Source organism: Empedobacter stercoris, assembly GCF_025244765.1.
Classification (GTDB): domain Bacteria; phylum Bacteroidota; class Bacteroidia; order Flavobacteriales; family Weeksellaceae; genus Empedobacter; species Empedobacter stercoris.
This window is the reverse complement of sequence record NZ_CP104209.1, coordinates 2,257,841-2,279,966: the sequence shown is the minus strand read 5'-3', so window position 1 is coordinate 2,279,966 and position 22,126 is coordinate 2,257,841. Positions and strand designations below refer to the sequence as shown.

Here is a 22,126-nt window from a genome sequence, read left to right as displayed (position 1 = left end):
TTACAAATAACTGGTGGTGGTTAATCGAACAACAAAACGTTGGTTCGTAAGACCTCTATGCAATTATATGTAGAAAAGGCTTGTCGTAACCGACAAGCCTTTTTTTGTGCTCTAAACCTAAATATTTAGCAAATGAATTTAACTTTTAACATACAGAAAGAAACTGTTTTAGCTGATTTAACGACTCCTGTTCAACTCTATTTGAAGCTGAGAGACATTTATCCAAATGCATTATTATTAGAAAGTTCAGACTACCATTCGAAGACGGATGCAAATTCATTTATTTGCCTAAATCCGATCGCGACTTTCAAGGTAACGAAAGGAATCGTAAATGAAACTTACAAAAATGGTAAGACGAAAGAGTATGAATTAAAAGGTCAGAATTTAACTGAAAAGTTCAAGGAATTTACCGCTCAATTCAATATCCAAAATGGAGAAGATTTACCTGTCAATGGTTTGTTTGGATACATTGCTTGGGATGCTATTCCGCATTTCGAAACGGTAAAATTTTCTGCTCAAGGAAATGAAGCGACAATTCCAGAATTTTCTTATTCATTTTATCAAAATATAGTGGTTTTTAATCATTTTCACAACGAAATTCAATTCATCGAATTTCAAAATGAGGAAACTATTTCAAAATTTGCAGAAATTAAAAGTGTCATCAACAACAAGTCAATCATTGAATATCCATTTAATGTGGAAAGTGAAATTGAATCAAATTTAACGGATGAAGAATTCAAAAAAATGGTTACAAAATGCAAACAGTCTTGTTTTCGTGGTGATGTGTTTCAGATTGTTCCATCAAGACAATTCAAACAAAAATTTTCGGGCGATGAATTTAATGTTTACCGCATTTTACGCTCTGTAAACCCTTCGCCATATTTATTTTATTTCGATTATGGCAACTTTAAAATATTTGGTTCTTCACCAGAAGCACAAATAATCATCAATAATAATCACGCCGAGATTCATCCAATCGCAGGAACAGTTCGTAGAACTGGAAACCCAAATTTGGATAAAGAATTAACCGAAAAATTAATTGCAGACCCGAAAGAAAACGAAGAACACGTAATGTTAGTTGATTTAGCTCGAAATGATTTGAGTAGAAATTCTGCAAATGTTGAAGTGGCTGAATACAAAGAAATTCAATATTTTTCTCATGTGATTCACATGGTTTCAAAAGTAACTGCTCAATTGGATACAAGTGTCAATACCATGAAAATATTCGCAGATTCTTTTCCTGCTGGAACACTTTCTGGGGCACCAAAATTCAAGGCAATGGAATTGTTAGATACCTATGAAAATCAAAATCGTGGTGTTTATGGAGGAGCTATTGGTTATTTAGGATTCAATGGTGATATCAACATGGCAATTGCCATACGCACGTTTGTTAGCAAACAAAATACCTTATATTTTCAGGCTGGTGCTGGAGTTGTTTCCAAATCGGTTGAAGAAAATGAATTACAAGAAGTCAATCATAAATTAGGCGCACTTCGTCGCTCTATCGAAATCGCTCAAAATCTATAAACTATGAAAATTTTAGTCATCGATAATTACGATTCGTTCACTTATAATTTAGTGCATTCATTGAAAAAATATGCAACCGATATCACTGTTGTTCGCAACGATGGAATTTCTTTAGAAGAAGTGAATTTGTATGATAAAATATTACTTTCTCCAGGTCCAGGAATTCCTGACGAAGCTAATTTACTGAAACCTATTATTAAAAAATATGCATCAACCAAATCTATTTTCGGAGTTTGCCTTGGTCAACAAGCAATTGGAGAAGTTTTTGGAGGGAAATTATTAAACACGCAAGAAGTATTTCATGGTGTTAAATCAACCATAAAAGTCATTAAAGATGATATCATATTCAAGAATTTACAAGAGAGTTTAGAAGTTGGACGCTACCATTCTTGGGTTGTTTCGAATGAAAATTTTCCAGACGATTTAGAAATTACCGCAATCGGGCCAAACGAAGAAATAATGGCCTTACGTCACAAAACGTATGATGTGCGAGGAGTTCAGTTTCATCCAGAATCTATTTTAACGCCAGAAGGAGATCAAATGATTAAAAATTGGTTAGAAAATTAAACATGAGAAAGTTATTAAATTTATTATTCGAAAATTATACACTTTCAGAAAAAGAAGCCTATCAAATTATGGTTGATATTTCTGAAGAAAAATATTCGCAAGTAGAATTAGCATCGTTCTTAACTATTTTCAACATGCGAAATATAACATTGGACGAACTGAAAGGTTATCGACGAGCTTTACTGGATTTGTGTGTAAAAATTGATTTACCAAAACAAGCCATTGATGTTGTAGGAACAGGTGGAGACGGAAAAGACACGTTCAATATTTCGACATTGAGTTGTTTTGTTTTAGCAGGAGCTGGCGAAAAAATTATCAAACAAGGAAATTATGGAGCGTCTTCTGTGAGTGGTTCTTCGAATATGTTGGATAGTTTTGGATACGAATTTTCGACCAATCAAGATAAGTTAAAACACGAATTTGAAGAAGTTGGAATTACATTTTTGCATGCACCTCTTTTTCATCCAGCTTTAGCGAAAGTAGCCCCAATCAGAAAAGGATTAGCTGTAAAAACATTCTTCAATTTGATGGGACCTTTGGTAAACCCTATCCAACCAGATTTTCAAAATTTAGGAACATATGACATCAGAACAGCTCGACTTTATCATTATGTGATGCAAAATTCGGGTGTTCATTATTCCATTTCAACAGCTTTAGCTGGTTATGATGAAATTTCATTGACTTCGCCAACAAAAGTGTATAACAACGAAGGAGAATTTATTTTAGAAAGTAAAGATTTTGGACTAAATTCTCTTCAGCCAAATGATATAAAAGGTGGAAAATCAATCGAAGAAAATTCGAAAATATTTTTAAGTGTTTTAGAAGGTAATTCAACTCAAGCACAAAAAGAAGTGGTTTTAGCAAATGCTGCTTTAGCGCTTAAAACAATTTATCCAACCAAAGATTTAATCGAATGTGTAGCAATTGCGAACGAAAGTTTAGACAGTAAAAAAGCATTGAATGTATTCCAAAAACTAATAAGACCATGAAAACGATATTAGATGAAATTGTCGCGCAAAAACGCAAAGAAATTTTAGAAAAAAAGAAAACTCAATCAATCAATAGTTTTAAAAATTCAGAACATTTTAATTCTCCTATTTTATCTGCAAAAGCTTCAATTTTGGATCAATCAACATCAGGAATTATTGCCGAATTTAAACGTAAATCACCTTCAAAAGGGTTTATTAACAAAGATGTATTGGTAAAAGATGTCGTCGTTGGTTACGAAAAGTTTGGCGCTTCAGTAGTTTCTGTTTTGACGGATGAACAATTTTTTGGTGGAAGTTTTGAAGATTTACAACAAGCTAAAGAAATCTTGAATATACCAATTTTAAGAAAGGATTTTATTGTTGATGAGTTTCAAGTGTACGAAACAAAAGCAATTGGCGCCGATTTGATGTTGTTGATTGCAGAATGTTTAACAAAAGATGAAGTCTACAATTTAGCGAAAACAGCAAAGGAAATTGGATTGGAGGTATTATTGGAATTACATTCTGAAGATCAAATGGAAAAAATAAATGAGTTTATTGATTTGATTGGAATCAACAATCGTAATCTAAAAAACTTTGAAGTAGATATCCAAAAATCGAAACAGATTTTAAAACAATTACCACAAAATTTAATTAAAGTTGCGGAAAGTGGAATTTCGGATCCTGAAACGGTAAAAGAATTGCGACAAGCAGGTTTTCAAGCTTTTTTGATTGGAGAAAATTTTATGAAGGCAGATAATCCTTCTCAAGCATTTGAACAATTTGTAAAAGCATCAAAATGAAACGATTTCAAGTAAAAGTTTGTGGAAATAATAATCTTGAGAATTTTAAAGAAATTGCTGCAATCGAACCAGATTATGTTGGTTTTATTTTCTATCCCAAATCAAAACGATTTGTAAAAGATAAAGCGATTTTTGACATTTTTCCGAATGCCGAAAAAGTTGGCGTTTTTGTGAATGATTCGATTGAAAATATACTCAAAAAAGTTGAACAATATCAATTAGATGTTGTGCAATTACATGGCGATGAAACAGCTTATTTTTGTGAAAAATTAATTAATCAAAAACACCAACGATTGATAACAGATGAAAACTTTTTAGATTTTAAAATTTGGAAAGCTGTAGGAATTCAATCAAAAGATGATTTTCAACAATTAACCACTTATCAACAAGTTGTTGATAGCTTTGTATTCGACACAAAATCTTCTGATTACGGTGGAACAGGACGTAAATTCAATTGGCAACTGTTAACAAACTATCAGTTATCAACACCCTTTTTATTAAGTGGAGGAATAGAACTTGAAGATGCATTACTTTTGAAAAATTTTCAACATCCAAGATGTATTGGATTTGATATTAACAGTGGTTTCGAGTCAGCACCAGGAATTAAAAAAGCTGACGAAGTAAAACAGTTCATCGATACAATTGATGGACGAATTGAACAAAATTAAAAAAAATAAAATGAAATACGAAGTTGACGAAAGAGGGTTTTATGGTGAATTTGGAGGAGCTTTTATTCCAGAATTATTGCATCATAATTGTGAAGAATTATCACAAGCTTTAGAAGATTATGCAGATACAAAAGAATTTAAAGATGAGTTTAATTTGTTATTAAAAGATTACGTTGGACGTCCAAGTCCATTGTATTACGCGCCAAATCTTTCGAAAAAACACAAGGCAAACATCTTACTGAAACGTGAGGATTTAAATCACACAGGAGCACATAAAATCAACAATGCGATTGGTCAAGCGCTTTTAGCAAAACGAATGGGTAAAACCAAAATTATTGCCGAAACAGGAGCGGGACAGCATGGTGTTGCAACGGCAACGGTTTGTGCGTTGATGGGATTAGAATGTATCGTTTTTATGGGTGAAGTAGACATTGCTCGTCAAGCACCTAATGTTGCACGTATGAAAATGTTGGGTGCACAAGTAATTCCCGCAACTTCTGGAAGTAAAACTTTGAAAGATGCGACAAACGAAGCGATTCGTTATTGGATTAATCATCCAGAAACATTTTATATCATTGGTTCTGTTGTTGGACCTCACCCATATCCGGCTATGGTTACGAAATTTCAAGCAATTATTTCAGAAGAGATTAAAGCGCAAATGAAAGAAAAATATGGAAAAGAAAACCCTGATTATGTGATTGCTTGTGTAGGAGGAGGAAGTAATGCTGCTGGAGCTTTTTTTCATTTTTTAAATAACGAAGAGGTGAAATTAATTGCTGTGGAAGCTGCTGGATTAGGTGTAGAATCTGGAGAAACTGCTGCGACAACAATCAAAGGTACAGAAGGTATTATACACGGTAGCCGTACGTTATTGATGCAAGATAAGGACGGTCAAATTGTAGAGCCCTATTCTATTTCTGCTGGATTAGATTATCCTGGAGTTGGACCATTACATGCGCATTTGTTCAAAACTGGTCGCGCAGAATTCTTAAATGCAACCGATGATGAAGCCTTAAAAGCAGCTTTTATGCTGACAAAAGAGGAAGGAATCATCCCTGCTTTAGAATCTTCGCATGCTTTAGCGGCTTTAGAGAAAATTAATTTTAAACCGCAAGACATTGTGGTTCTGAACCTTTCGGGTCGAGGGGACAAGGATTTAGAAACCTATATGAAAGTTTCCGAAAAATATTCTTAAAAATATTTGGTTAATTTTCAAAAATCACCTTACATTTGCACCCACGATAATGAAATCTATCGGGGTGTAGCGTAGCCCGGTCATCGCGCCTGCTTTGGGAGCAGGAGGTCGCAGGTTCGAATCCTGCCACCCCGACAAAATTTTCATCCGAAAAGATTTCATTAACGATAAGAAGACCGAATCGGGGTGTAGCGTAGCCCGGTCATCGCGCCTGCTTTGGGAGCAGGAGGTCGCAGGTTCGAATCCTGCCACCCCGACAAAATTCAACGAATTTTTGGATCGGTCCAGTAGCTCAGCTGGATAGAGCAACTGCCTTCTAAGCAGTAGGTCTCAGGTTCGAATCCTGACTGGATCACAAATTTATTTGAAATAAATTAGGAGAGGTGCCAGAGCGGTAATGGAGCAGATTGCTAATCTGTCATCGGGTAACCGATGCCAGGGTTCGAGTCCCTGTCTCTCCGCTTTATTTCATTTGATGACCAAATCGGGGTGTAGCGTAGCCCGGTCATCGCGCCTGCTTTGGGAGCAGGAGGTCGCAGGTTCGAATCCTGCCACCCCGACAAAAACCTTTGTAGAACTACAAAGGTTTTTTTTATTTTAATACGCTTCCTCAATTGCTTTTACCATATTGTACACCAACTCATTATAAGGTGTTGAAATTCCATATTGTTTTCCTAACGCAATTATTTCACCAGAAAATTCATCAACTTCAGAATATCGTTTTGCTTCACGATCTTGCAACATTGATGTTTTCCCTTGCTCATCGACTATTTTTAGAGTCGCTTTCATTCGATCTACTTCCTTATCCCCAATCTGTACACCATGTGCATTTCCTACTGCAATAACTTCTTCCGATAGTAAATCCATCAATTTATCAAGATGTTGATTTGTTTTGAATGCCCCGTACGGAAACTCCAATAAGAACGTTAATTGATTCGCAACAACATTAACCAAATACTTCGCCCATTGCGCATCTTGAATTTCATCCGTTACCATATTTGGAATTTTTGCACCATTCATATACTCACTCAACGAATGTAAACGTTCTTGAAACTTATTCTCAATATGTCCAAAAATAATCTTACCAATACTTCCGTATGTTACCCGATTTTCAACTTTCACAGCATCCATATACGCCACAGCATTAATCACTTTGTCCCAACCAAAGGTATCAGCTAAAATTCGTTCAGAAGATATTCCATTCAACAAACTAATAATCAATGTGTTTTCTCCTACAAAAGGTATTAAATCAACAATCGCCTCTTTTAGTTGATTACTTTTTACAGCAACAAAAATAAAATCAGGATAAATTTCATTTTCTATCCCTGTGATATAATCAAAATTATATCTTTTTTCATTCACAAACACCCCTTCAGCTGCGTACTTTTCTTTACGATCTTGATTAACGATTATTTTTACATTCTCTGAATTATAATCATAAAAACTTGCCGCATATTTTGCACCTAATGCACCAAGTCCTAAAAAATAAATTGATTTCATCTTTTTGTTATTTTAAGGATAAATGTAAAATATATTTAATTAACCTAATTCAACGATTATTGAATATTAATCTAAACAAGACAATTCTTTAAAATGTTCTTTTTAAAAATACTTTTTACATATATTTAACAAATTAATACATCACACGTGAGTCAAATAAAAAATACCGAAGAAAAAGAATTGCAAAGAGGTCTTACAAACCGACATATTCAATTAATCGCTTTAGGAGGTGCAATTGGAACTGGTCTATTTTTAGGGATTGGACCAGCTGCAGTTCTAGCTGGACCATCTGTTATTTTAGGATATGCAATCGCTGGAATTATAGCCTTTTTTATCATGCGACAATTAGGAGAAATGGTGGTTAACGAGCCTGTTTCTGGAAGTTTTAGCCATTTTGCTTATAAATATTGGGGTTCATTTGCTGGATTTGCTTCTGGTTGGAATTATTGGATTCTTTACGTTTTAGTAAGTATGTCTGAATTGACAGCAATCGGAATTTATGTGCAATTCTGGTGGCCCGAAATTCCTTTATGGGCTTCAAGTTTATTCTTTTTTATCGTTATCAATGCGTTGAATTTAGGCTCAGTTAAAATGTTTGGTGAAGCCGAATTTTGGTTTTCAATCATTAAAGTTGTTGCCATTATCGCAATGATTATTTTCGGAGCATACTTATTAATTAGTGGAACTGGAGGCGAACAAGCGACTGTTCAAAATCTTTGGAACAACGGAGGTTTCTTTCCAAAAGGATGGCTCTCTGGGAATAGTGAAGGTGGTTTCAGCGGATTATTAGCCGCTATGGCTCTAATTATGTTCTCTTTTGGAGGCTTGGAATTAATTGGAATCACAGCTGCAGAAGCTAAAAATCCAGAAAAAACAATTCCAAAAGCAACGAATCAAGTTATTTATCGAATCTTAATTTTTTATGTAGGGGCATTAATTATCTTATTTTCTTTGGCTCCTTGGGAAACAATTACAGATAAAAGTAGTCCATTTGTAATGGTTTTTCAAAACTTAAATCACTTAAAACTCGATCTTTTTGGTCATACAATTGATTTTTCAAGATTAATCGCTAATGCGCTAAATGTTATCGTTCTAACTGCTGCTTTATCAGTTTATAACAGCTCTGTTTATAGTAATAGTAGAATGTTATACGGTTTGGCTGAACAGGGAAATGCGCCAAAATTTTTGAAGAAATTAAATAAAAATCACGTTCCAGTGATGGCCATTGCAGTATCTTCTATTTTTGCAGCAATTTGTATTTTCATCAACAAAGTAATTCCAGAAGATGCTTTTCATATTCTAATGTCATTAGTTGTTTCAACATTAGTTATCAACTGGATTATGATCTCGATAACACACCTTAAATATCGAAAACAGAAAGATATAGAAAACGTAAAAACATTATTCCCTTCGCTTCTGTACCCGATAAGCAATTACCTTTGTTTAATTTTCTTATTTGGTATTTTAATCATCATGTGGTTTACTGGACTTAAAATTTCGGTAGAATTAATTCCAATATGGTTAATCTTTCTATACATTTCTTATCGAATTGTAAAATCAAATAAAAAGAAATAAAATTTATAAACACAAAAAAAATCCGCTCAATAAGCGGATTTTTTAATCGACTTTGGCTGCAAAGCAAACCTATTTTAAATATACTTTTTAATCACCTCAACCAATTGTTCTTTTGGTCGCGCACCACTTTCTTTCCAAAGCAATTCGCTATTCTTGAAAATAGCAAAAGTCGGAACACCTTGCACTTGATAACGTGCCGCTAAATCTTGATATTTATCAACATCCACTTTTAGAATTTTGACATCATCTCCCAATTCCTCTTTTACTTGCTGCAACACAGGTCCCATCATTTGACAAGGTCCACACCAAGTCGCAAAAAAGTCTAAAAGAACGGGTTTATCTGAATTAATAATTTCTTCGAAAGTCATTGTTTTTGATTCTTGTTCGTTATTTGGTTTCTCTTTATTTCGATTGAATAAATTTCTAAACATTGTGATATTTTTTTCTATAAATATTCTAAAAAAAGCACTCCCGAAAGAGTGCCTCATAATTAGCTTTACTAATTATTAACCTAACCTATGAAAAATTTATTCTACTATTAGTGCTACTAACGCTTTAGTATAATCAAATCAAATACCAATTTTAATATATTGATAATCTGTTTATTACATTTAACAAAATTTAAGAAATAAGCTTACGTAAATAGCTCTATTTGAAAATTAATTGTTACAATTCGCAAACAAATTTTGGATTAACTGACTTTATTTCAGTTAGCACTGACATTATTTCTTCTTTTGTTGAATTCGCTTCTAGTCTTTTCAATTGATCTGAATTTAAACCAACCATTTGTAAAAAAGTCACTTTACCGTGAGGTGTGTTTATCTCATTTAAATCATCATCTTTTATAAAAGCTAAACCAACAATATCCGTGTCCGTATCTGTTCGAATAGGACCTCCTAATGGTAAATATTGATATTCATCAAACCAAACTTTAGTTTCATTGACAAATCGACCCAAGTTATTCATCAGCTGAACTACCCAGAAAGGATCTTCTCCATTGTCATCTTTTACAGGTTTTACACGAAACGAAAATTCAAATCCCCATTTACTAAATTCTGCTCCTACACTTTCTTCCGAATAATATAAATGCGACATTCCATAGCTCACCAAATGATAATAACCGTTCACATCAAATACAGCCACTCCATCAATTGGATCATCTCCACCTTGAAACGACATTACTTGTGGCGAATAAAATCTTGGTTCTAAAGTTCCATAGACTTCTTTTAAACGATTTTCGATTGCAATCGCACCAACAGCCTGATCTGATTTATATTGTTTTTTATATTCTTCTACATTCATCATACAAAAATAGTTTATCCAAATTAATTCGAGAAGTTAAGATATAAAAAAAGAGAGTTTCTTGTTAGAAACTCTCTTTGTAGTCGTTTTGAAGAGCACAAAATGTTTTACCAAGTACTTATGACTTCTTTATACTTTTCTTTGATCTTTTACGATTTTAGAAAAATATTTTTTGATCATAAACTATTATTGAATAGGTAATTTTTCCTATTTTTACTGAGTTACGTTTTGGTTACTTTTGTACTATTTCGTAATATTCAAGAAAAGAAAAAAACTCATTATAGAAGGTGATAATATAAATGAGGATTCTTGATGACAAAAAATAATATCTATCATAAAGATATTGTAGGTTATAATCCTTATAATGGAAAATTGACTTTGCATTCGAGAAATCCTAAATGTGAAGATTTTACGATTAATCTAAATGATGTGTACCGGATCTTCTATATTATAAAACGAACTTTTTAAAAAAAAATATTATAAAACGCTAATTATGAATAATGTTGACAAATTGGATGATATTATGTATAATGAAATTGAATCATTAGAGGATAAAAAATGGTATAAGTATGAATTTGAAAAGAGTAAATTTAAAATAAAAAAAAACAATAACAATATAAAAGTGTTGCCTTATGTAAATTTTTGGTTACGTGCTATTTTTATCGCATTGTTTATAGTTTCTTTCAACATACTTGTAGATTATTTTTTGGAGAAAAGTATTGAAGAAGTTTCTCATAGTCAAAAATATCTTGAATTCATTGATAGGTATATTATAGTTTTTGTAATACTAATTTGTTGTATAATTAATTGGTTGTTCATTGTGGCTAATAAAGATAATGTATATGATAAATTTTGTTCTTTGTTAGAAGAAAAGGGTTTTAAAGTAAGTTAAATAAATTATGAATAGTAATAATGATATATGGATAGTACAGAGAATATTACGCTATATTCTTGCATTAATATTGGGAGGAGTTGTTTTTTTATTAATTTCTTTTTTAGATATTCTATTTATAGAAAAAATATCACCACAATCATTAGAAATTTTATTAGGGAATTATGTAATGCCATTTATAAAAGGTTTTATTTACACTTATGTAGTAATGAAAATTTCTATAGGTCAAAAAGGTAGAATAATAATGGGTTTAATATCTGTATGTTTTATAATTTTTTTTATTTTGGGTAGTTATTATTATGAAATTCAAAAACTACCAGTATTTTACAGATTGTTAGGGAATTATGCAACAATTATAGGTTCATTATCGAGTTTTATTATAGGATGTAAATTTTTAACTGATAAAAAGAAACTTAATTCGACTGTAAATTAAATAAATATGAAGAAAATTTTACTTATTGTTACTTGCTTTTTTATTTTAATAGCTTGTGGAGATTCAAGCAATAATAATGAAATAGAAATTGAATTAATTCAATTAAATGATATTAATAATTGGTATAGTGATAATTATTCTATCAATGAAAAATTTATTAGTAAAAAAGATGGTTTTGAAAACCGAGATGAAAAATCAAAAAAAATATATATAAATGGTTTTAGAAAACAGTTTAATCTAAACACTGATTGGGATTTTATTAATCAATCGTTAGAAGTAAAAGGAACAAATGGTTATAATAAATTAATTGTTATTTCTACTCATTTTGAGAATTTAAAAAACAATCAATTTTTTATTTACAATCAAGTCTTTTACTACTCGAATAATATTGATGATTATGGTTATCAAAATAATTATAAATATCCAGTTCCTTTAGAAATGACTGCTAAAATTTTTGATAAAAATGGAAAAGAAGTAGATGAATTAGAATACCTTACTATTTGGGATGGTGATTTTAGTTCTTATGGAGATATCTGTAATAATATAACTGAATTTGATGATGAAAAATAAAGAAATAATATATTCTGCAACTGCAATAATAATTGCTTTGTTGTTTTGTTTTACTTATTATTTAATAAAAAATAACAGTAATGAAAGATATGTTTTTAATAATAAATATCCTTTGGTATTAGATAAAAAGACAGGCGAAGTTTTTAATTTTAGAAATGGGAAAAAAATAAAAATGCAGGAAGGTGAAAACTATTAAATTCTTGTCAAAAATCCATCGTAAAAAACGATATAAAAATAGGTGTAAAAATGGGTTAAAAAATGCATGCTTTTAACTATTGTTTACAAATGATAAAAACGCTATTCAGTTTTTGCTGTTTAGCGTTATATTGTTTTTTATATTCTTCTACATTCATCATACAAAAATAGTTTATCCAAATTAATTCGAGAAGTTAAGATATAAAAAAAGAGAGTTTCTTGTTAGAAACTCTCTTTGTAGTAGCGAGGACCGGACTCGAACCGATGACCTTCGGGTTATGAGCCCGACGAGCTACCTACTGCTCCACCTCGCGATTTAGTAGCGAGAACAGGACTCGAACCTGTGACCTTCGGGTTATGAGCCCGACGAGCTACCTACTGCTCCATCTCGCGTTATTGGACTGCAAATATACGTTCATTATTTAAAATACCAAATATTATTCCAATTTATTTTATTTTATTCAGAAAAATCTAAAGAAAACAAGATTTAAATATTTATCTAACAACACTTTAATTACTTAAAAATAATTAAAAATATTTTAATTATTTTTTTTATCTACTTTGATTGGTGGATGCTTTTCAATAAAATCAATCGCTAAATCAGACGAATCTGTCAAAAATAATAAGTCTTTATAAGGTCTTCCTGTTGATAATTGATGCAATACAGAATAAATCGAAGTATCTTCTACATACCTTTTTTTGCTCAAAAATATCATTGGACTGTAATACCCTGATGTTCCGTAATGGTTTTGCGCTGCTTCCTGAAAAATTTCTTGAGTAGTTCCTGCACTTCCTGGCGCATAAACCAATCCGAACAAACTAATGGTTAACAACATATCTTCACGAATACTATTCGAAAAATACTTTGCAATATTTGTTGCAAACAAATTACTTGGCTCGTGTCCGTAAAACCAAGTTGGAATAGCTAAACTTTCAGCACCATTTGGGTAAAGATCCAAAACTTTCTTAGCATTTGTCATATAATTCTTGGCTAAATACTCTGTTTTATTTTCATCTACAAAATCTAAATCTGCTAAAATATGAATTGCATTCATTAGATCTTCGTCTGAATAATTTGCCATATAAGCTCCTAAATTTGCAGCTTCCATAATCCCTGGACCTCCCCCAGAAACTACAAAATATCCTTTCGATGTTGCTAATTTTGCGGCTTTCGCTGTTTCATTATAGAACTCTGAATTGCGCGCTGTAGAATGTCCGCCCATAAACCCAACGACTTTTCGTTTTGTCATTCCCTCATCATCATACTCTAAGATTCTTCGCAAACCATCATCAATTGATAAATCATGCAAACGTTGAGCTAAAGCTTCAGAAACAGAAGGATTATATTTATGTTTTTTGAAATGTTTATAGATTTTTAGATCAATACTTTGGTCATTATTTGGATCGTAACCTTCCATCAACTCTTGCCATGTGTATAATTTTCCTCGATAAGGATTATAAGGAACAGCTTCAAACTTTGGATATATAAAAGCTCCGCGCTCTATTAAATGAATTGCATGATGTTGTCTAAACTTACATCCCAAGAAAGAAGTATTACACAAATTATATTCTTCCCAATTGATCTCGTGACGAATAAAATTAATATCCTGAATAACTTTATTTGTTAAATCTTTGGTTTGAGCAACTAATTCTTCCCACTCATTAATATTATGAACTAAGTCTTTTATTGGTTTAATTTTCATTGGTTTCTTTTAAAATGATTAAAAAAATTGAGAAAATGAATTTACACGAATTATTCCAAACCAACGAATTCGATCCAATAAATATAAAAATTTCATTTTTCTCATCTATCTTTGCACCTTGTTTCATTTCAAAATATAGGGAAATCGTGTGTAACTCACGAGCTGTCGCGCAACTGTAAATCAACAAATTTGATAAGCCAGAATGCCAATTTTGAAATTTTAATTTATAATAAACTTTCGCGAAAAAGGTTCAAAAATTATGTTCTATGAAATTATTAAAACACCACAAAAACATTGTCACAAAATTAATTTTAAGAAAAAGTAACGTGTAATATTATGATAATGGAAGTGGAAAAAACCCCAAGAGAAGAGTTGATCGAACAACGTATCATCAATTCTGAAACTCGTATTTTCAAAGCTGTTTTTCCAGGAGATACAAACCATCACAACACCATGTTTGGCGGATCAGTCATGTATCTGATGGATGAAATTGCTTTTATGACAGCAACTCGTTTTTGTCGTAAACCTATTGTTACAGTAAGTAGTGATAAAATTGATTTTAAACATTCTATTCCTGCCGGAACTATTGTCGAAATGGTTGGTAAAGTTGTTCGTGTTGGTCGTACAAGTTTGGATGTACAAATTGATATATTCATCGAAAGTATGTACAGAGATGGCCGCGAAAAAGCGATTACTGGAACATTTACGTTAGTTGCTATTAACGAAAACAAAAGACCAGTTCCTGTTATTGACTAACAACGAACTATAAAAAGCTAAAATCCTTTATCTAAGAGATAAAGGATTTTTTTTCGTTTTTAATTATATAATTGATAATATTCTTAAGGTTTCTTAGTTTTACACTAAACACAAAAAAATGAAATTACCTTTTGCCGAACCATTTCGTATAAAAATGGTCGAAGAAATTTATCAATCTACTCCAGAAGAGCGCGAAAAGTGGATCGAAGAAAAAGACTACAACCTATTTAATCTTGAAAGCCATAAAGTATTTATCGATCTATTAACCGATTCAGGAACTGGAGCTATGTCGGATAAACAGTGGTCTGAGATGATGACTGGAGACGAAAGTTACGCAGGTTCTCAATCATTCTTGAAACTAAAAGAAACAATCAATACAATTACAGGTTTCAAATTTCTTTTACCTACTCATCAAGGTCGTGCAGCGGAAAATGTATTATTTTCGGCACTTGTTAAAGAAGGTCATGTGGTTCCTGGAAATTCACATTTTGACACAACAAAAGGACACATTGAATTTAGAAAAGCACATGCCATTGATTGTACAATTGACGAAGCATTTGATAGCGAATTGATTCATCCATTCAAAGGAAATATCGATTTACAAAAGCTTGAAAATGTCTACAAAGAATATGGCAAAGAAAAAATTCCATTTACTTTAATCACGGTAACGTGTAATTCTTCTGGTGGTCAACCTGTATCTATGGAGAACATTCGTCAAGTACGTGAACTATCTAATCAGTATGAAATTCCTGTCTTTTTTGACGGTGCTCGTTTCGCTGAAAATGCATACTTCATCAAAGAAAGAGAAGAAGAATTTAAGCAGAAAACAATTAAAGAAATTGTTTTGGAAATGTTTTCTTTTGGGGATGGAATGACGATGTCTGCAAAAAAAGATGGTTTGGTAAATATCGGTGGATTTATTGCACTGAATAACGAAGAGCTATATAAAATTTGTGGAAATTTTGGAATTATATACGAAGGATATTTAAGTTATGGAGGATTAGCTGGACGCGATTTAGCTGCCTTAGCACAAGGTTTACAAGAATCAACAGAATATTCGTACTTACAATCTCGTATCAAACAGATCGAATATTTAGGAAATAAATTAATCGAATATGGAATTCCGATTCAACAGCCAATTGGAGGACATGCTATTTTTGTAGATGCTGTAAAATTCTTGCCAAACGTCCCGCGCGAAGAATTCCCTGCACAAACTTTAGGAATTGAATTGTATAAGGAAGCTGGAATTCGAGGTGTAGAAATTGGAACTATTTTGGCTGATCGTGATCCTGAAACAAGAGAAAATCGTTATCCAAAGTTAGAATTGTTGCGTTTAGCCATTCCAAGGCGTACTTATTTCCAAAGTCACATGGATTATATCGCAGTAGCATTGAAGAATATTTTCGATCGCCGAAATGAGATTAATTCAGGTTATGAAATTTCGTGGGAATCAGAAATCTTACGACATTTTACCGTTAAATTAAAAAAGAAATAAACAAAAAATCCTTCAGAAATTCTGAAGGATTTTTTTGATATTACCATCTCCAATCGCCTGAAATACGAAGTGGAGTTTTTAAATTTCCTTTGATTAAAGCTTCTTTTATTTCAAGTTCAGACCAATGATTAGAAGGTATTTGATCAAGATTACTTAATTGGTATAACAAATAGGTTTCTAAAATGACATTATTTTTTAAGCCAACTTCTTCTACATAATCAAACGTATCACAATTGGCGTGGTAACAATCTAAAGCACCTTTTGTAAATTGACTATCTGACAAACCTATAATTGGCACACCTTGTAACATAAAAGGCTGATGATCCGAATGTAAACCGATACTTACATATGTACTCGATTTAAAATCTGGAATTACTTTTTGGACATCTTTCGCATATGCTGATAAAATTGGCAAACTGCTTTCCATTGTCGAATAATAGGATTTTGGATTAGTTGTCATATCCATATTTGACATCACTTTTATTTGATGAATTGAACCATCTTTCATTGCTTGATTCACATAATGTTTAGAACCAATCAATCCAACTTCTTCTCCCATAAATAGAACAAACTCTATTGTTCGCTCATTTTTCAATTGAAGTTTTTTGAACGTTCTTGCTACATCAATCACAGAAAAACTTCCCACTCCATTATCTATAGCTCCCGTAGCTAAATCCCAACTATCTAAATGACCTCCTAAAACAATTTTTTCGTCTGGATATTTAGTTCCAATTTTCGTGGCAATAATGTTGCGACCTTTCATTTGTCCAACATCATTTTTCATTTCTATTTTTGCAACTTCCTTTCCTTTCTTTAAATTTTCTTTGATTTTCAATCCGGCTTCTAAACTGATATTAAGTGCAGGAATCTTGATAATTTCTCCCGTAACCGAAGCAGTACCTGTTAATAAAATTTCTCCTGGAGCACGATTAAACAAAATAATTCCTTTTGCTCCATATTTTTCTGCTAAAGCAGTTTTTTCGGAGCGATGCAGATTCTCAACTTCTTTTGGTGTCCCTTCTAATAAACCAAGTGCAGCGAAAACAATTTTACCTTTTACTTGATCACCAATTTGTTTGTAATCATCTTGTAGACCATTTCCCAAATCAATCAATTCACCAGAAAGTTTGACTTTTGCAGGCGAATGTGCTAACGCAACCGCTTCGATTGATTGATGATTAACTTTAAGATCTAAACTCTTACGATTCCACCCATTAAAAGTAAATTCCTGAAAAACAATATCATAACCATAAGAACGCAATAAATTTGCAGCATATTCTTCTGCTTTCTTTCCATTTTCTGTTCCTGTTGCACGATGCCCAATCGTTTCGGTTGCTTTTTTTAATTGTTGATAAGCCTCCGAATTTTGTTTTACTTCGTTATTTATCAACGTTAAAATTTGTTCATTCGTTTGAGCTGATAAACTCATAGTTGCAGTAATTAAGCCAAGTGAGAATAATAATTTCGATTTCATGTGTGAGTATTTCCATAAACTTAAAAATGTTTTGGAAAATAATTGATAAAAATTAACTAAAATTTTTATTTTATTTTGAAAGATAGATCATTACTTCCACAATAATTTCAATTCAACTTTATACTGTCCAGCATAAGGTTTTGCATTTGTAGGCTTTTCTGAAATAGAAAATTGATAAACACCACGTGCAGGTAACTCGAAAATCGTTTCTTTTCCGAAAGGTCCTCCTTTTATAGAATCTGCAGGTCCTTTGATATGATTAATCCGAATATTAGCCATTGAATCTTGTGCTGATACTTTAATCCAAACTTTTTTGGCTGAATCCGAATTAAACGTAAATGTATTCGTTTGACCCGCTACTTTAGTAGGTTCTGCATTTGCTTTTGCATAACTAATAACCAAATCTTCGGTTGTATTATTGAGACTTAACGGAACAATTTTATCCGTATTTGAAATAGTTTTTCGGCTCGGTTTTTCAACTATTTTATTAGAGTTTTTTAGAGTTTTTTCTTCCTCTTTCATCATATCCTCTACAATTGGTTTATCTTGTTTAGCTAAATCCTTGTATGCCGAATCAATCCCTATTTTGCTTGGATAAATTGTCGGCGTAGATTTGTCATCACAACTATAAAAACACAATAAAGCAATAAAAGCAATAAAATTCCATTTCATAACAGCAAAATTCTGTTGTAAAAGTAACTATTTTAACTGCAATTTCAAGGTATAATTTCCTTCAAAAGGATCTCCTTGCATTAAACTTTCTCCAATTCTAATTTGGTACAAACCTTTTTCTGTCAAATCATAATTGATTTCTTTTCCAAAAGGTCCATCACTTTCGTTATTAGGTGAAATAATTTGGTTGATTCGAATATTTGCTTGATTATTTTGTGGAATAATTTGAATAAATACTGATTGAGAAGAATCATTACGAAAACTAAATATTTGATTTTCATTTGCATGTTTTTCTATCTCAAAATCGCCTTTTCCATTCATAAGTTTTAATTCTGAATGATCTGAAATTTCTGGAATTCTTAATGCAATTTCTTTTACAAAAGAACTATTTTTCCCTTCTTTCTGGACAGGTTGTCCCACTTTAATAGGTTCATTTTTAGTCATGCAATAAAAAACAATAGCAGCAATAGCTAATGATAGGAGGATAATAGGAGTATATTTTTTCATTATTGTAAATTTGTATTTTAACAAATTACAAATTCTGAACCAAACTTATGTTGTTTTACGAAAATAATGGAGACGGAAAAGCAATTGTCTTTTTACATGGTTTTTTAGAAAATCATAAAATATGGAATCGATTAAAAAATGATTTGATAGAACATTTCCAAATCATTACAATTGATTTACCCGGTCATGGAAATTCTGAAAACATTGGTGAAGTGAACACTATGGAAGAAATGGCAGAAGAAGTGATTGCTGTTTTAGATGAGCTAAAAATTGAACAAGCAACTTTTGTTGGGCATTCGATGGGTGGTTATGTAACTTGTGCTTTGGCTGAACTTTTTCCTGAACGAACAGAGAATATCGTTTTGATTAATTCTTCTACATTAGCGGATGATGAAGCTAAGAAAAATCAACGATTGAAAGCATGTAATACAGCGAAAAGAAATTTTAACACATTGGTTAATTTTAGTATGCCCTCTTTATTTGCCGCTCATCATCGAGATAAATTTAGAGAGGATTTAAAATTTGTAAAAGAAATAGCTTTAACAACCTCTATCGAAGGTGTTTGTGCGGCTTTGAAAGGAATGCGAGAGCGACCAGATCGTTCTTCAATTTTATACGATTTTAAAGGTGAAATTTATATTATGGTCGGTTTAAATGATGAAACAGTTAATCCTGAACTATTTCTAACACGAATACCTGATTTACCAACTATTCATCTTTCTAAATTAGATGGTGGACACATGGCTTTTATCGAAAATTATGAAGAAGTTTTATCACTCTTAAAATCAATTTAGCGTTTTCGCATAAAAAACTCTTTCATCAATTGGCTACATTCATCTTCCATAACTCCAGCTACGATTTCAGTTTTTGGATGTAGCTCTCCAATCTTTGCTTTAAAACCTCTTTTATCATCAGAAGCACCATACACAACTTTCGAGATTTGACTCCAATACAAAGCGCCACCACACATCACACAAGGTTCTAAAGTAACGTATAAAGTACAATCTTGTAAATATTTTCCACCCAAATAATTCGCTGCAGAAGTTATCGCTTGCATTTCGGCATGAGCCGTAACATCGGTTAACGTTTCGGTTAAATTATGTGCTTTTGCTATAATTTTATTGTTGCAAACAATGACAGCTCCAACTGGAATTTCGTCTCTTTCGAAAGCTGTTACAGCTTCGTTAAAGGCTATTCGCATAAAATATTCGTCGGTAAAAAGATTTTCCATTTGATTAAATTTAAACGCAAAATTAATCATTTCCAACTTGGATATTCGATACATTTGCACAAATTGAAGACTCCAATTATGAATCAATCAAAATATATCATCGCAGCCATTATAACTTACTTTATTTGGGGCTTTTTTAGTTTTGGTTTAAAACCTATTGCGGATTATCCTCCTTTGGATATTCTATTTTTTAGATTATACGTTTCGGTTTTCTTTTTAGTGCTAATAAACGTTGGTTTTAGACGAAGTAAAATGAAAGCTGACTGGAATTTGTTCAAATCTTTTGACAAAAAGAAACAAAAAAAATTAGGAAGCTTAATTGTTGGTGGTTCTGTAATTTTAATGACTAATTGGTTGATGTTTATCATCGTGATGAATCATATTAGCGTACAAGCAGCCTCGCTTTCTTACTTGGTTTGTCCAATTATAACCACCGTATTAGCTTTTATCATTCTGAAAGAACATTTGACCAAAATAAAATGGATTGCTGTTGGAATTAGTCTTTTAGCGTGCTTAATCCTTTCTATAGGTCATTTATTAGACTTAGTTTATAGCTTAATTGTAGCTTGTACTTTTGCATTATATATTATTATTCAACGAAGTTTGAATGTTTTCGATAGTTTCAATCTTTTAATGACCCAATTATTAATCGTTGCAATTTTGATGTTGCCGTTGGTTTTCATTTTTTCAGGACCTATTCCGACCGAAACAATTTTTTACCAATGCATTCTGATGATTGTTGTGTTATTCACAATTATTCCTATGTTCTTGAATAATTTTGCTTTGAAAGGAATCGATTCCTCTACGGTCGGCATTTTAATTTACTTGAATCCAATTATGAATTTCGCTTTGGCAATTTTTTATTATAATGAAGTTGTATCTCCAATGCAAATGATTGGTTATAGTCTAATTCTTTTAGCAATTATCGTTTTCAATTCGAAAACAATTTTTAAATTAAAAAACATAAAAAAATCCGAAGCTTAGCTTTCGGATTTTTTATTACTATAAAGAAGTAACTATTTGATGTAAACAGAATTTGGTCCAACACCTGTTGTAATCGCTGGATGCTTAAGACCTCCTTGCGCATTCTGAATTAACAAACGACCACTTGATTTGAAATCTTTTGCATCTAAAATATAGAACGTATCGCCTTCTACATTAAATCCATACACATTATCTGCACCTGTAATATAGTCTGCTTTCGTTGGTAAATTTGTTGCATTTAAAGCCATTGAATAAACAGAATTATTCAAAATATAATACAATTTATTATTTTTCGCGACCAAGAAATCTGGATGTTCTCCTTCAGGGAAATTCATTTCTAATTTGTCTTCACTTGCAAGATTGTATCGAACTAATTTCCCTTTTGATGGTGTCCCCCAAGAAACACCTTGCGAAAGCACATATAAATTTCCGTTCTGAATCGTTAAATCAGTCGGAACTTCTCCAACATTAACTGTTTTTCTATCTGATGTTTTAAGGTCAATAATTGAAACTGTTTTACCAATTCCCCAACCTCCTTTTTGTGCAACGTACAATTTTCCATTTTCAAGAATCATCTTTTCTGGACCTTCATCCACCGAATATTTTTCAACAAAAGATAAATCACTCATCTTATATTTTGCAATAAAATCATCAGTAGAAACAGCTGGATCTCCCCAATTAGAAATATACAAGAAATCATTATCAGCAACCACGTAACGAGGATTGTTCATTGTTGAAGAAGAAGGAATCGTACTTACCTTTTTAAACGTTGTATGATCAACAATTTCTACTTTATTCGATGCATTAACAACGATATATGCTTTATTTCCTTTAAAAAAAATACTTTGTCCAACTGATCCTAATTGAGCCCCTGCATTTGCAGTTTTGAAAATATCTTGAATTGGATTTGTTGTACTTACATCTTTAGTTGGATCAAAATAAGTAATATCCGAATTAGACGAGTTCATATTTCCTTCGTTCAAAACAAAAACTCCCTTCGAATAGTTCCCATTTTCAGGGTCGTTGCTTGGTCCATCATCATCATTTGAACACGATTGTAAAAAAACTCCAGCTAAAGCGATAAACGCAATAGATTTAAATTTTATCAT

The 22,126-nt window shown here is 32.0% G+C and carries 24 protein-coding genes, 7 tRNA genes and 1 riboswitch; of the genes, 20 read left to right on the top strand and 11 right to left on the bottom strand.

All coding sequences use genetic code 11. The features are described from left to right. The first annotated feature begins 132 nt into the window (after window positions 1-132). From NZD85_RS10830 to NZD85_RS10780, 11 genes are all read left to right on the top strand, one after another. Window positions 133-1,527 carry an anthranilate synthase component I family protein gene (locus NZD85_RS10830; RefSeq protein ID WP_260541789.1) on the top strand — a complete coding sequence of 465 codons (1,395 nt, stop codon included), beginning with the start codon at window positions 133-135 and terminating at the stop codon, window positions 1,525-1,527. Window positions 1,528-1,530: 3 nt separating this feature from the next. Continuing rightward, window positions 1,531-2,094 (top strand): anthranilate synthase component II, encoded by a 564-nt coding sequence (locus NZD85_RS10825; RefSeq protein WP_225539152.1) that lies wholly within the window; start codon window positions 1,531-1,533, stop codon window positions 2,092-2,094. 2 nt (window positions 2,095-2,096) lie between these two features. After that, the gene (gene trpD, locus NZD85_RS10820; RefSeq protein ID WP_225541434.1) at window positions 2,097-3,083 is read left to right on the top strand and encodes an anthranilate phosphoribosyltransferase; all 987 of its coding nucleotides are present in this window, start codon (window positions 2,097-2,099) and stop codon (window positions 3,081-3,083) included. Beyond that, the gene (gene trpC, locus NZD85_RS10815) at window positions 3,080-3,865 is read left to right on the top strand and encodes an indole-3-glycerol phosphate synthase TrpC (protein WP_171623884.1); all 786 of its coding nucleotides are present in this window, start codon (window positions 3,080-3,082) and stop codon (window positions 3,863-3,865) included. The genes trpD and trpC overlap by 4 nt, the downstream gene beginning before the upstream one ends. After that, window positions 3,862-4,533, top strand: coding sequence for a phosphoribosylanthranilate isomerase (locus tag NZD85_RS10810; RefSeq protein WP_188319324.1), 672 nt, complete (start codon window positions 3,862-3,864; stop codon window positions 4,531-4,533). The genes trpC and NZD85_RS10810 overlap by 4 nt, the downstream gene beginning before the upstream one ends. Window positions 4,534-4,543: 10 nt before the next feature. Next, complete coding sequence (gene trpB, locus NZD85_RS10805) at window positions 4,544-5,728, top strand: tryptophan synthase subunit beta (protein WP_225541431.1); 1,185 nt, start codon at window positions 4,544-4,546, stop codon at window positions 5,726-5,728. A 60-nt stretch (window positions 5,729-5,788) separates the two neighbouring features. Further along, window positions 5,789-5,863 (top strand) — tRNA-Pro (locus NZD85_RS10800). A 47-nt stretch (window positions 5,864-5,910) separates the two neighbouring features. Then, window positions 5,911-5,985 (top strand) — tRNA-Pro (locus tag NZD85_RS10795). A 24-nt stretch (window positions 5,986-6,009) separates the two neighbouring features. Beyond that, window positions 6,010-6,083, top strand: a tRNA-Arg gene (locus tag NZD85_RS10790). A 22-nt stretch (window positions 6,084-6,105) separates the two neighbouring features. Continuing rightward, window positions 6,106-6,189 (top strand) — tRNA-Ser (locus tag NZD85_RS10785). Window positions 6,190-6,213: 24 nt separating this feature from the next. Continuing rightward, window positions 6,214-6,288: transfer RNA gene (locus tag NZD85_RS10780), tRNA-Pro, on the top strand. 37 nt (window positions 6,289-6,325) lie between these two features. On the opposite strand, the gene NZD85_RS10775 is transcribed toward NZD85_RS10780, so the two are convergent. Continuing rightward, entirely contained in the window at window positions 6,326-7,228 is a 903-nt protein-coding gene (locus NZD85_RS10775) for a ketopantoate reductase family protein (RefSeq protein WP_260541787.1), read from the bottom strand. A 147-nt stretch (window positions 7,229-7,375) separates the two neighbouring features. Between NZD85_RS10775 and NZD85_RS10770 the strand changes: the two genes are divergently transcribed. Further along, complete coding sequence (locus NZD85_RS10770) at window positions 7,376-8,803, top strand: amino acid permease (RefSeq protein WP_396127061.1); 1,428 nt, start codon at window positions 7,376-7,378, stop codon at window positions 8,801-8,803. A gap of 74 nt (window positions 8,804-8,877) precedes the next feature. Here the strand turns inward: NZD85_RS10770 and trxA are convergent, their stop codons facing one another. Both trxA and NZD85_RS10760 read right to left on the bottom strand, forming a co-directional pair. Then, complete coding sequence (trxA, locus tag NZD85_RS10765; RefSeq protein ID WP_317619454.1) at window positions 8,878-9,234, bottom strand: thioredoxin; 357 nt, start codon at window positions 9,232-9,234, stop codon at window positions 8,878-8,880. A 235-nt stretch (window positions 9,235-9,469) separates the two neighbouring features. After that, window positions 9,470-10,108, bottom strand: a complete 639-nt coding sequence (locus tag NZD85_RS10760; RefSeq protein WP_260541785.1) for a suppressor of fused domain protein — start codon at window positions 10,106-10,108, stop codon at window positions 9,470-9,472. A 490-nt stretch (window positions 10,109-10,598) separates the two neighbouring features. Here NZD85_RS10760 and NZD85_RS10755 point away from each other — a divergent pair, with 490 nt between their 5' ends. Genes NZD85_RS10755 through NZD85_RS10740 form a run of 4 tightly spaced genes read left to right on the top strand, consistent with a single transcriptional unit; the run spans window position 10,599 to window position 12,196 of the window. Next, window positions 10,599-10,997: a hypothetical protein gene (locus NZD85_RS10755; protein WP_225541428.1), complete on the top strand. Its 399-nt coding sequence runs from the start codon at window positions 10,599-10,601 to the stop codon at window positions 10,995-10,997. Between the two features lie 7 nt (window positions 10,998-11,004). After that, a complete protein-coding gene (locus tag NZD85_RS10750) occupies window positions 11,005-11,430 on the top strand; it encodes a hypothetical protein (RefSeq protein ID WP_225541427.1) in 426 nt (141 codons plus the stop codon). A 6-nt stretch (window positions 11,431-11,436) separates the two neighbouring features. After that, complete coding sequence (locus NZD85_RS10745; RefSeq protein WP_225541426.1) at window positions 11,437-12,000, top strand: hypothetical protein; 564 nt, start codon at window positions 11,437-11,439, stop codon at window positions 11,998-12,000. After that, entirely contained in the window at window positions 11,990-12,196 is a 207-nt protein-coding gene (locus NZD85_RS10740; RefSeq protein WP_225541425.1) for a hypothetical protein, read from the top strand. The genes NZD85_RS10745 and NZD85_RS10740 overlap by 11 nt, the downstream gene beginning before the upstream one ends. A gap of 240 nt (window positions 12,197-12,436) precedes the next feature. On the opposite strand, the gene NZD85_RS10735 is transcribed toward NZD85_RS10740, so the two are convergent. The 3 genes from NZD85_RS10735 to NZD85_RS10725 form a co-directional block, all read right to left on the bottom strand. Then, window positions 12,437-12,509, bottom strand: a tRNA-Met gene (locus NZD85_RS10735). 6 nt (window positions 12,510-12,515) lie between these two features. After that, window positions 12,516-12,588, bottom strand: a tRNA-Met gene (locus NZD85_RS10730). A gap of 146 nt (window positions 12,589-12,734) precedes the next feature. Further along, on the bottom strand, window positions 12,735-13,898 hold the full coding sequence (locus NZD85_RS10725; RefSeq protein ID WP_171623050.1) for an LOG family protein: 1,164 nt from the start codon (window positions 13,896-13,898) through the stop codon (window positions 12,735-12,737). Between the two features lie 112 nt (window positions 13,899-14,010). Continuing rightward, a riboswitch (adenosylcobalamin (AdoCbl) riboswitch) is annotated at window positions 14,011-14,157 on the top strand. Window positions 14,158-14,240: 83 nt separating this feature from the next. Here NZD85_RS10725 and NZD85_RS10720 point away from each other — a divergent pair. Next, window positions 14,241-14,654, top strand: coding sequence for an acyl-CoA thioesterase (locus NZD85_RS10720; RefSeq protein WP_171623049.1), 414 nt, complete (start codon window positions 14,241-14,243; stop codon window positions 14,652-14,654). A gap of 118 nt (window positions 14,655-14,772) precedes the next feature. After that, entirely contained in the window at window positions 14,773-16,149 is a 1,377-nt protein-coding gene (locus NZD85_RS10715) for a tryptophanase (protein ID WP_171623048.1), read from the top strand. 40 nt (window positions 16,150-16,189) lie between these two features. Here the strand turns inward: NZD85_RS10715 and NZD85_RS10710 are convergent, their stop codons facing one another. From NZD85_RS10710 to NZD85_RS10700, 3 genes are all read right to left on the bottom strand, one after another. Beyond that, window positions 16,190-17,623: a M28 family peptidase gene (locus NZD85_RS10710; RefSeq protein WP_225532418.1), complete on the bottom strand. Its 1,434-nt coding sequence runs from the start codon at window positions 17,621-17,623 to the stop codon at window positions 16,190-16,192. A 90-nt stretch (window positions 17,624-17,713) separates the two neighbouring features. After that, window positions 17,714-18,295 carry a hypothetical protein gene (locus tag NZD85_RS10705; protein WP_260541784.1) on the bottom strand — a complete coding sequence of 194 codons (582 nt, stop codon included), beginning with the start codon at window positions 18,293-18,295 and terminating at the stop codon, window positions 17,714-17,716. A gap of 27 nt (window positions 18,296-18,322) precedes the next feature. Continuing rightward, window positions 18,323-18,802, bottom strand: coding sequence for a hypothetical protein (locus tag NZD85_RS10700; RefSeq protein ID WP_260541783.1), 480 nt, complete (start codon window positions 18,800-18,802; stop codon window positions 18,323-18,325). A 47-nt stretch (window positions 18,803-18,849) separates the two neighbouring features. On the opposite strand from NZD85_RS10700, the gene NZD85_RS10695 reads away from it, so the two are divergent. After that, window positions 18,850-19,596, top strand: coding sequence for an alpha/beta fold hydrolase (locus NZD85_RS10695; RefSeq protein ID WP_260541781.1), 747 nt, complete (start codon window positions 18,850-18,852; stop codon window positions 19,594-19,596). On the opposite strand, the gene NZD85_RS10690 is transcribed toward NZD85_RS10695, so the two are convergent. After that, window positions 19,593-20,033: a nucleoside deaminase gene (locus tag NZD85_RS10690; protein WP_171623044.1), complete on the bottom strand. Its 441-nt coding sequence runs from the start codon at window positions 20,031-20,033 to the stop codon at window positions 19,593-19,595. The two genes, NZD85_RS10695 and NZD85_RS10690, sit on opposite strands and share 4 nt — an antisense overlap. Window positions 20,034-20,111: 78 nt before the next feature. Between NZD85_RS10690 and NZD85_RS10685 the strand changes: the two genes are divergently transcribed. Then, window positions 20,112-21,017: an EamA family transporter gene (locus NZD85_RS10685; protein WP_260541779.1), complete on the top strand. Its 906-nt coding sequence runs from the start codon at window positions 20,112-20,114 to the stop codon at window positions 21,015-21,017. Between the two features lie 32 nt (window positions 21,018-21,049). Here NZD85_RS10685 and NZD85_RS10680 read toward each other — a convergent pair whose 3' ends face one another. Then, the gene (locus tag NZD85_RS10680; RefSeq protein WP_260541777.1) at window positions 21,050-22,126 is read right to left on the bottom strand and encodes a DUF5074 domain-containing protein; all 1,077 of its coding nucleotides are present in this window, start codon (window positions 22,124-22,126) and stop codon (window positions 21,050-21,052) included.

What these genes read in the sequence shown, in the direction of transcription:
- NZD85_RS10715 (WP_171623048.1), top strand. Translation starts at nt 14,773, where the DNA reads ATGAAATTACCTTTTGCCGAACCATTTCGTATAAAAATGGTCGAAGAA.
- trpD (WP_225541434.1), top strand. Translation starts at nt 2,097, where the DNA reads ATGAGAAAGTTATTAAATTTATTATTCGAAAATTATACACTTTCAGAA.
- NZD85_RS10810 (WP_188319324.1), top strand. Translation starts at nt 3,862, where the DNA reads ATGAAACGATTTCAAGTAAAAGTTTGTGGAAATAATAATCTTGAGAAT.
- NZD85_RS10825 (WP_225539152.1), top strand. Translation starts at nt 1,531, where the DNA reads ATGAAAATTTTAGTCATCGATAATTACGATTCGTTCACTTATAATTTA.
- NZD85_RS10695 (WP_260541781.1), top strand. Translation starts at nt 18,850, where the DNA reads ATGTTGTTTTACGAAAATAATGGAGACGGAAAAGCAATTGTCTTTTTA.
- NZD85_RS10685 (WP_260541779.1), top strand. Translation starts at nt 20,112, where the DNA reads ATGAATCAATCAAAATATATCATCGCAGCCATTATAACTTACTTTATT.
- NZD85_RS10755 (WP_225541428.1), top strand. Translation starts at nt 10,599, where the DNA reads ATGAATAATGTTGACAAATTGGATGATATTATGTATAATGAAATTGAA.
- NZD85_RS10740 (WP_225541425.1), top strand. Translation starts at nt 11,990, where the DNA reads ATGAAAAATAAAGAAATAATATATTCTGCAACTGCAATAATAATTGCT.
- NZD85_RS10830 (WP_260541789.1), top strand. Translation starts at nt 133, where the DNA reads ATGAATTTAACTTTTAACATACAGAAAGAAACTGTTTTAGCTGATTTA.
- NZD85_RS10705 (WP_260541784.1), bottom strand. Translation starts at nt 18,295, where the DNA reads ATGAAATGGAATTTTATTGCTTTTATTGCTTTATTGTGTTTTTATAGT.
- NZD85_RS10725 (WP_171623050.1), bottom strand. Translation starts at nt 13,898, where the DNA reads ATGAAAATTAAACCAATAAAAGACTTAGTTCATAATATTAATGAGTGG.
- NZD85_RS10720 (WP_171623049.1), top strand. Translation starts at nt 14,241, where the DNA reads ATGGAAGTGGAAAAAACCCCAAGAGAAGAGTTGATCGAACAACGTATC.
- NZD85_RS10775 (WP_260541787.1), bottom strand. Translation starts at nt 7,228, where the DNA reads ATGAAATCAATTTATTTTTTAGGACTTGGTGCATTAGGTGCAAAATAT.
- NZD85_RS10745 (WP_225541426.1), top strand. Translation starts at nt 11,437, where the DNA reads ATGAAGAAAATTTTACTTATTGTTACTTGCTTTTTTATTTTAATAGCT.
- NZD85_RS10690 (WP_171623044.1), bottom strand. Translation starts at nt 20,033, where the DNA reads ATGGAAAATCTTTTTACCGACGAATATTTTATGCGAATAGCCTTTAAC.
- trpC (WP_171623884.1), top strand. Translation starts at nt 3,080, where the DNA reads ATGAAAACGATATTAGATGAAATTGTCGCGCAAAAACGCAAAGAAATT.
- NZD85_RS10710 (WP_225532418.1), bottom strand. Translation starts at nt 17,623, where the DNA reads ATGAAATCGAAATTATTATTCTCACTTGGCTTAATTACTGCAACTATG.
- NZD85_RS10750 (WP_225541427.1), top strand. Translation starts at nt 11,005, where the DNA reads ATGAATAGTAATAATGATATATGGATAGTACAGAGAATATTACGCTAT.
- NZD85_RS10760 (WP_260541785.1), bottom strand. Translation starts at nt 10,108, where the DNA reads ATGATGAATGTAGAAGAATATAAAAAACAATATAAATCAGATCAGGCT.
- trxA (WP_317619454.1), bottom strand. Translation starts at nt 9,234, where the DNA reads ATGTTTAGAAATTTATTCAATCGAAATAAAGAGAAACCAAATAACGAA.
- trpB (WP_225541431.1), top strand. Translation starts at nt 4,544, where the DNA reads ATGAAATACGAAGTTGACGAAAGAGGGTTTTATGGTGAATTTGGAGGA.
- NZD85_RS10680 (WP_260541777.1), bottom strand. Translation starts at nt 22,126, where the DNA reads ATGATAAAATTTAAATCTATTGCGTTTATCGCTTTAGCTGGAGTTTTT.
- NZD85_RS10700 (WP_260541783.1), bottom strand. Translation starts at nt 18,802, where the DNA reads ATGAAAAAATATACTCCTATTATCCTCCTATCATTAGCTATTGCTGCT.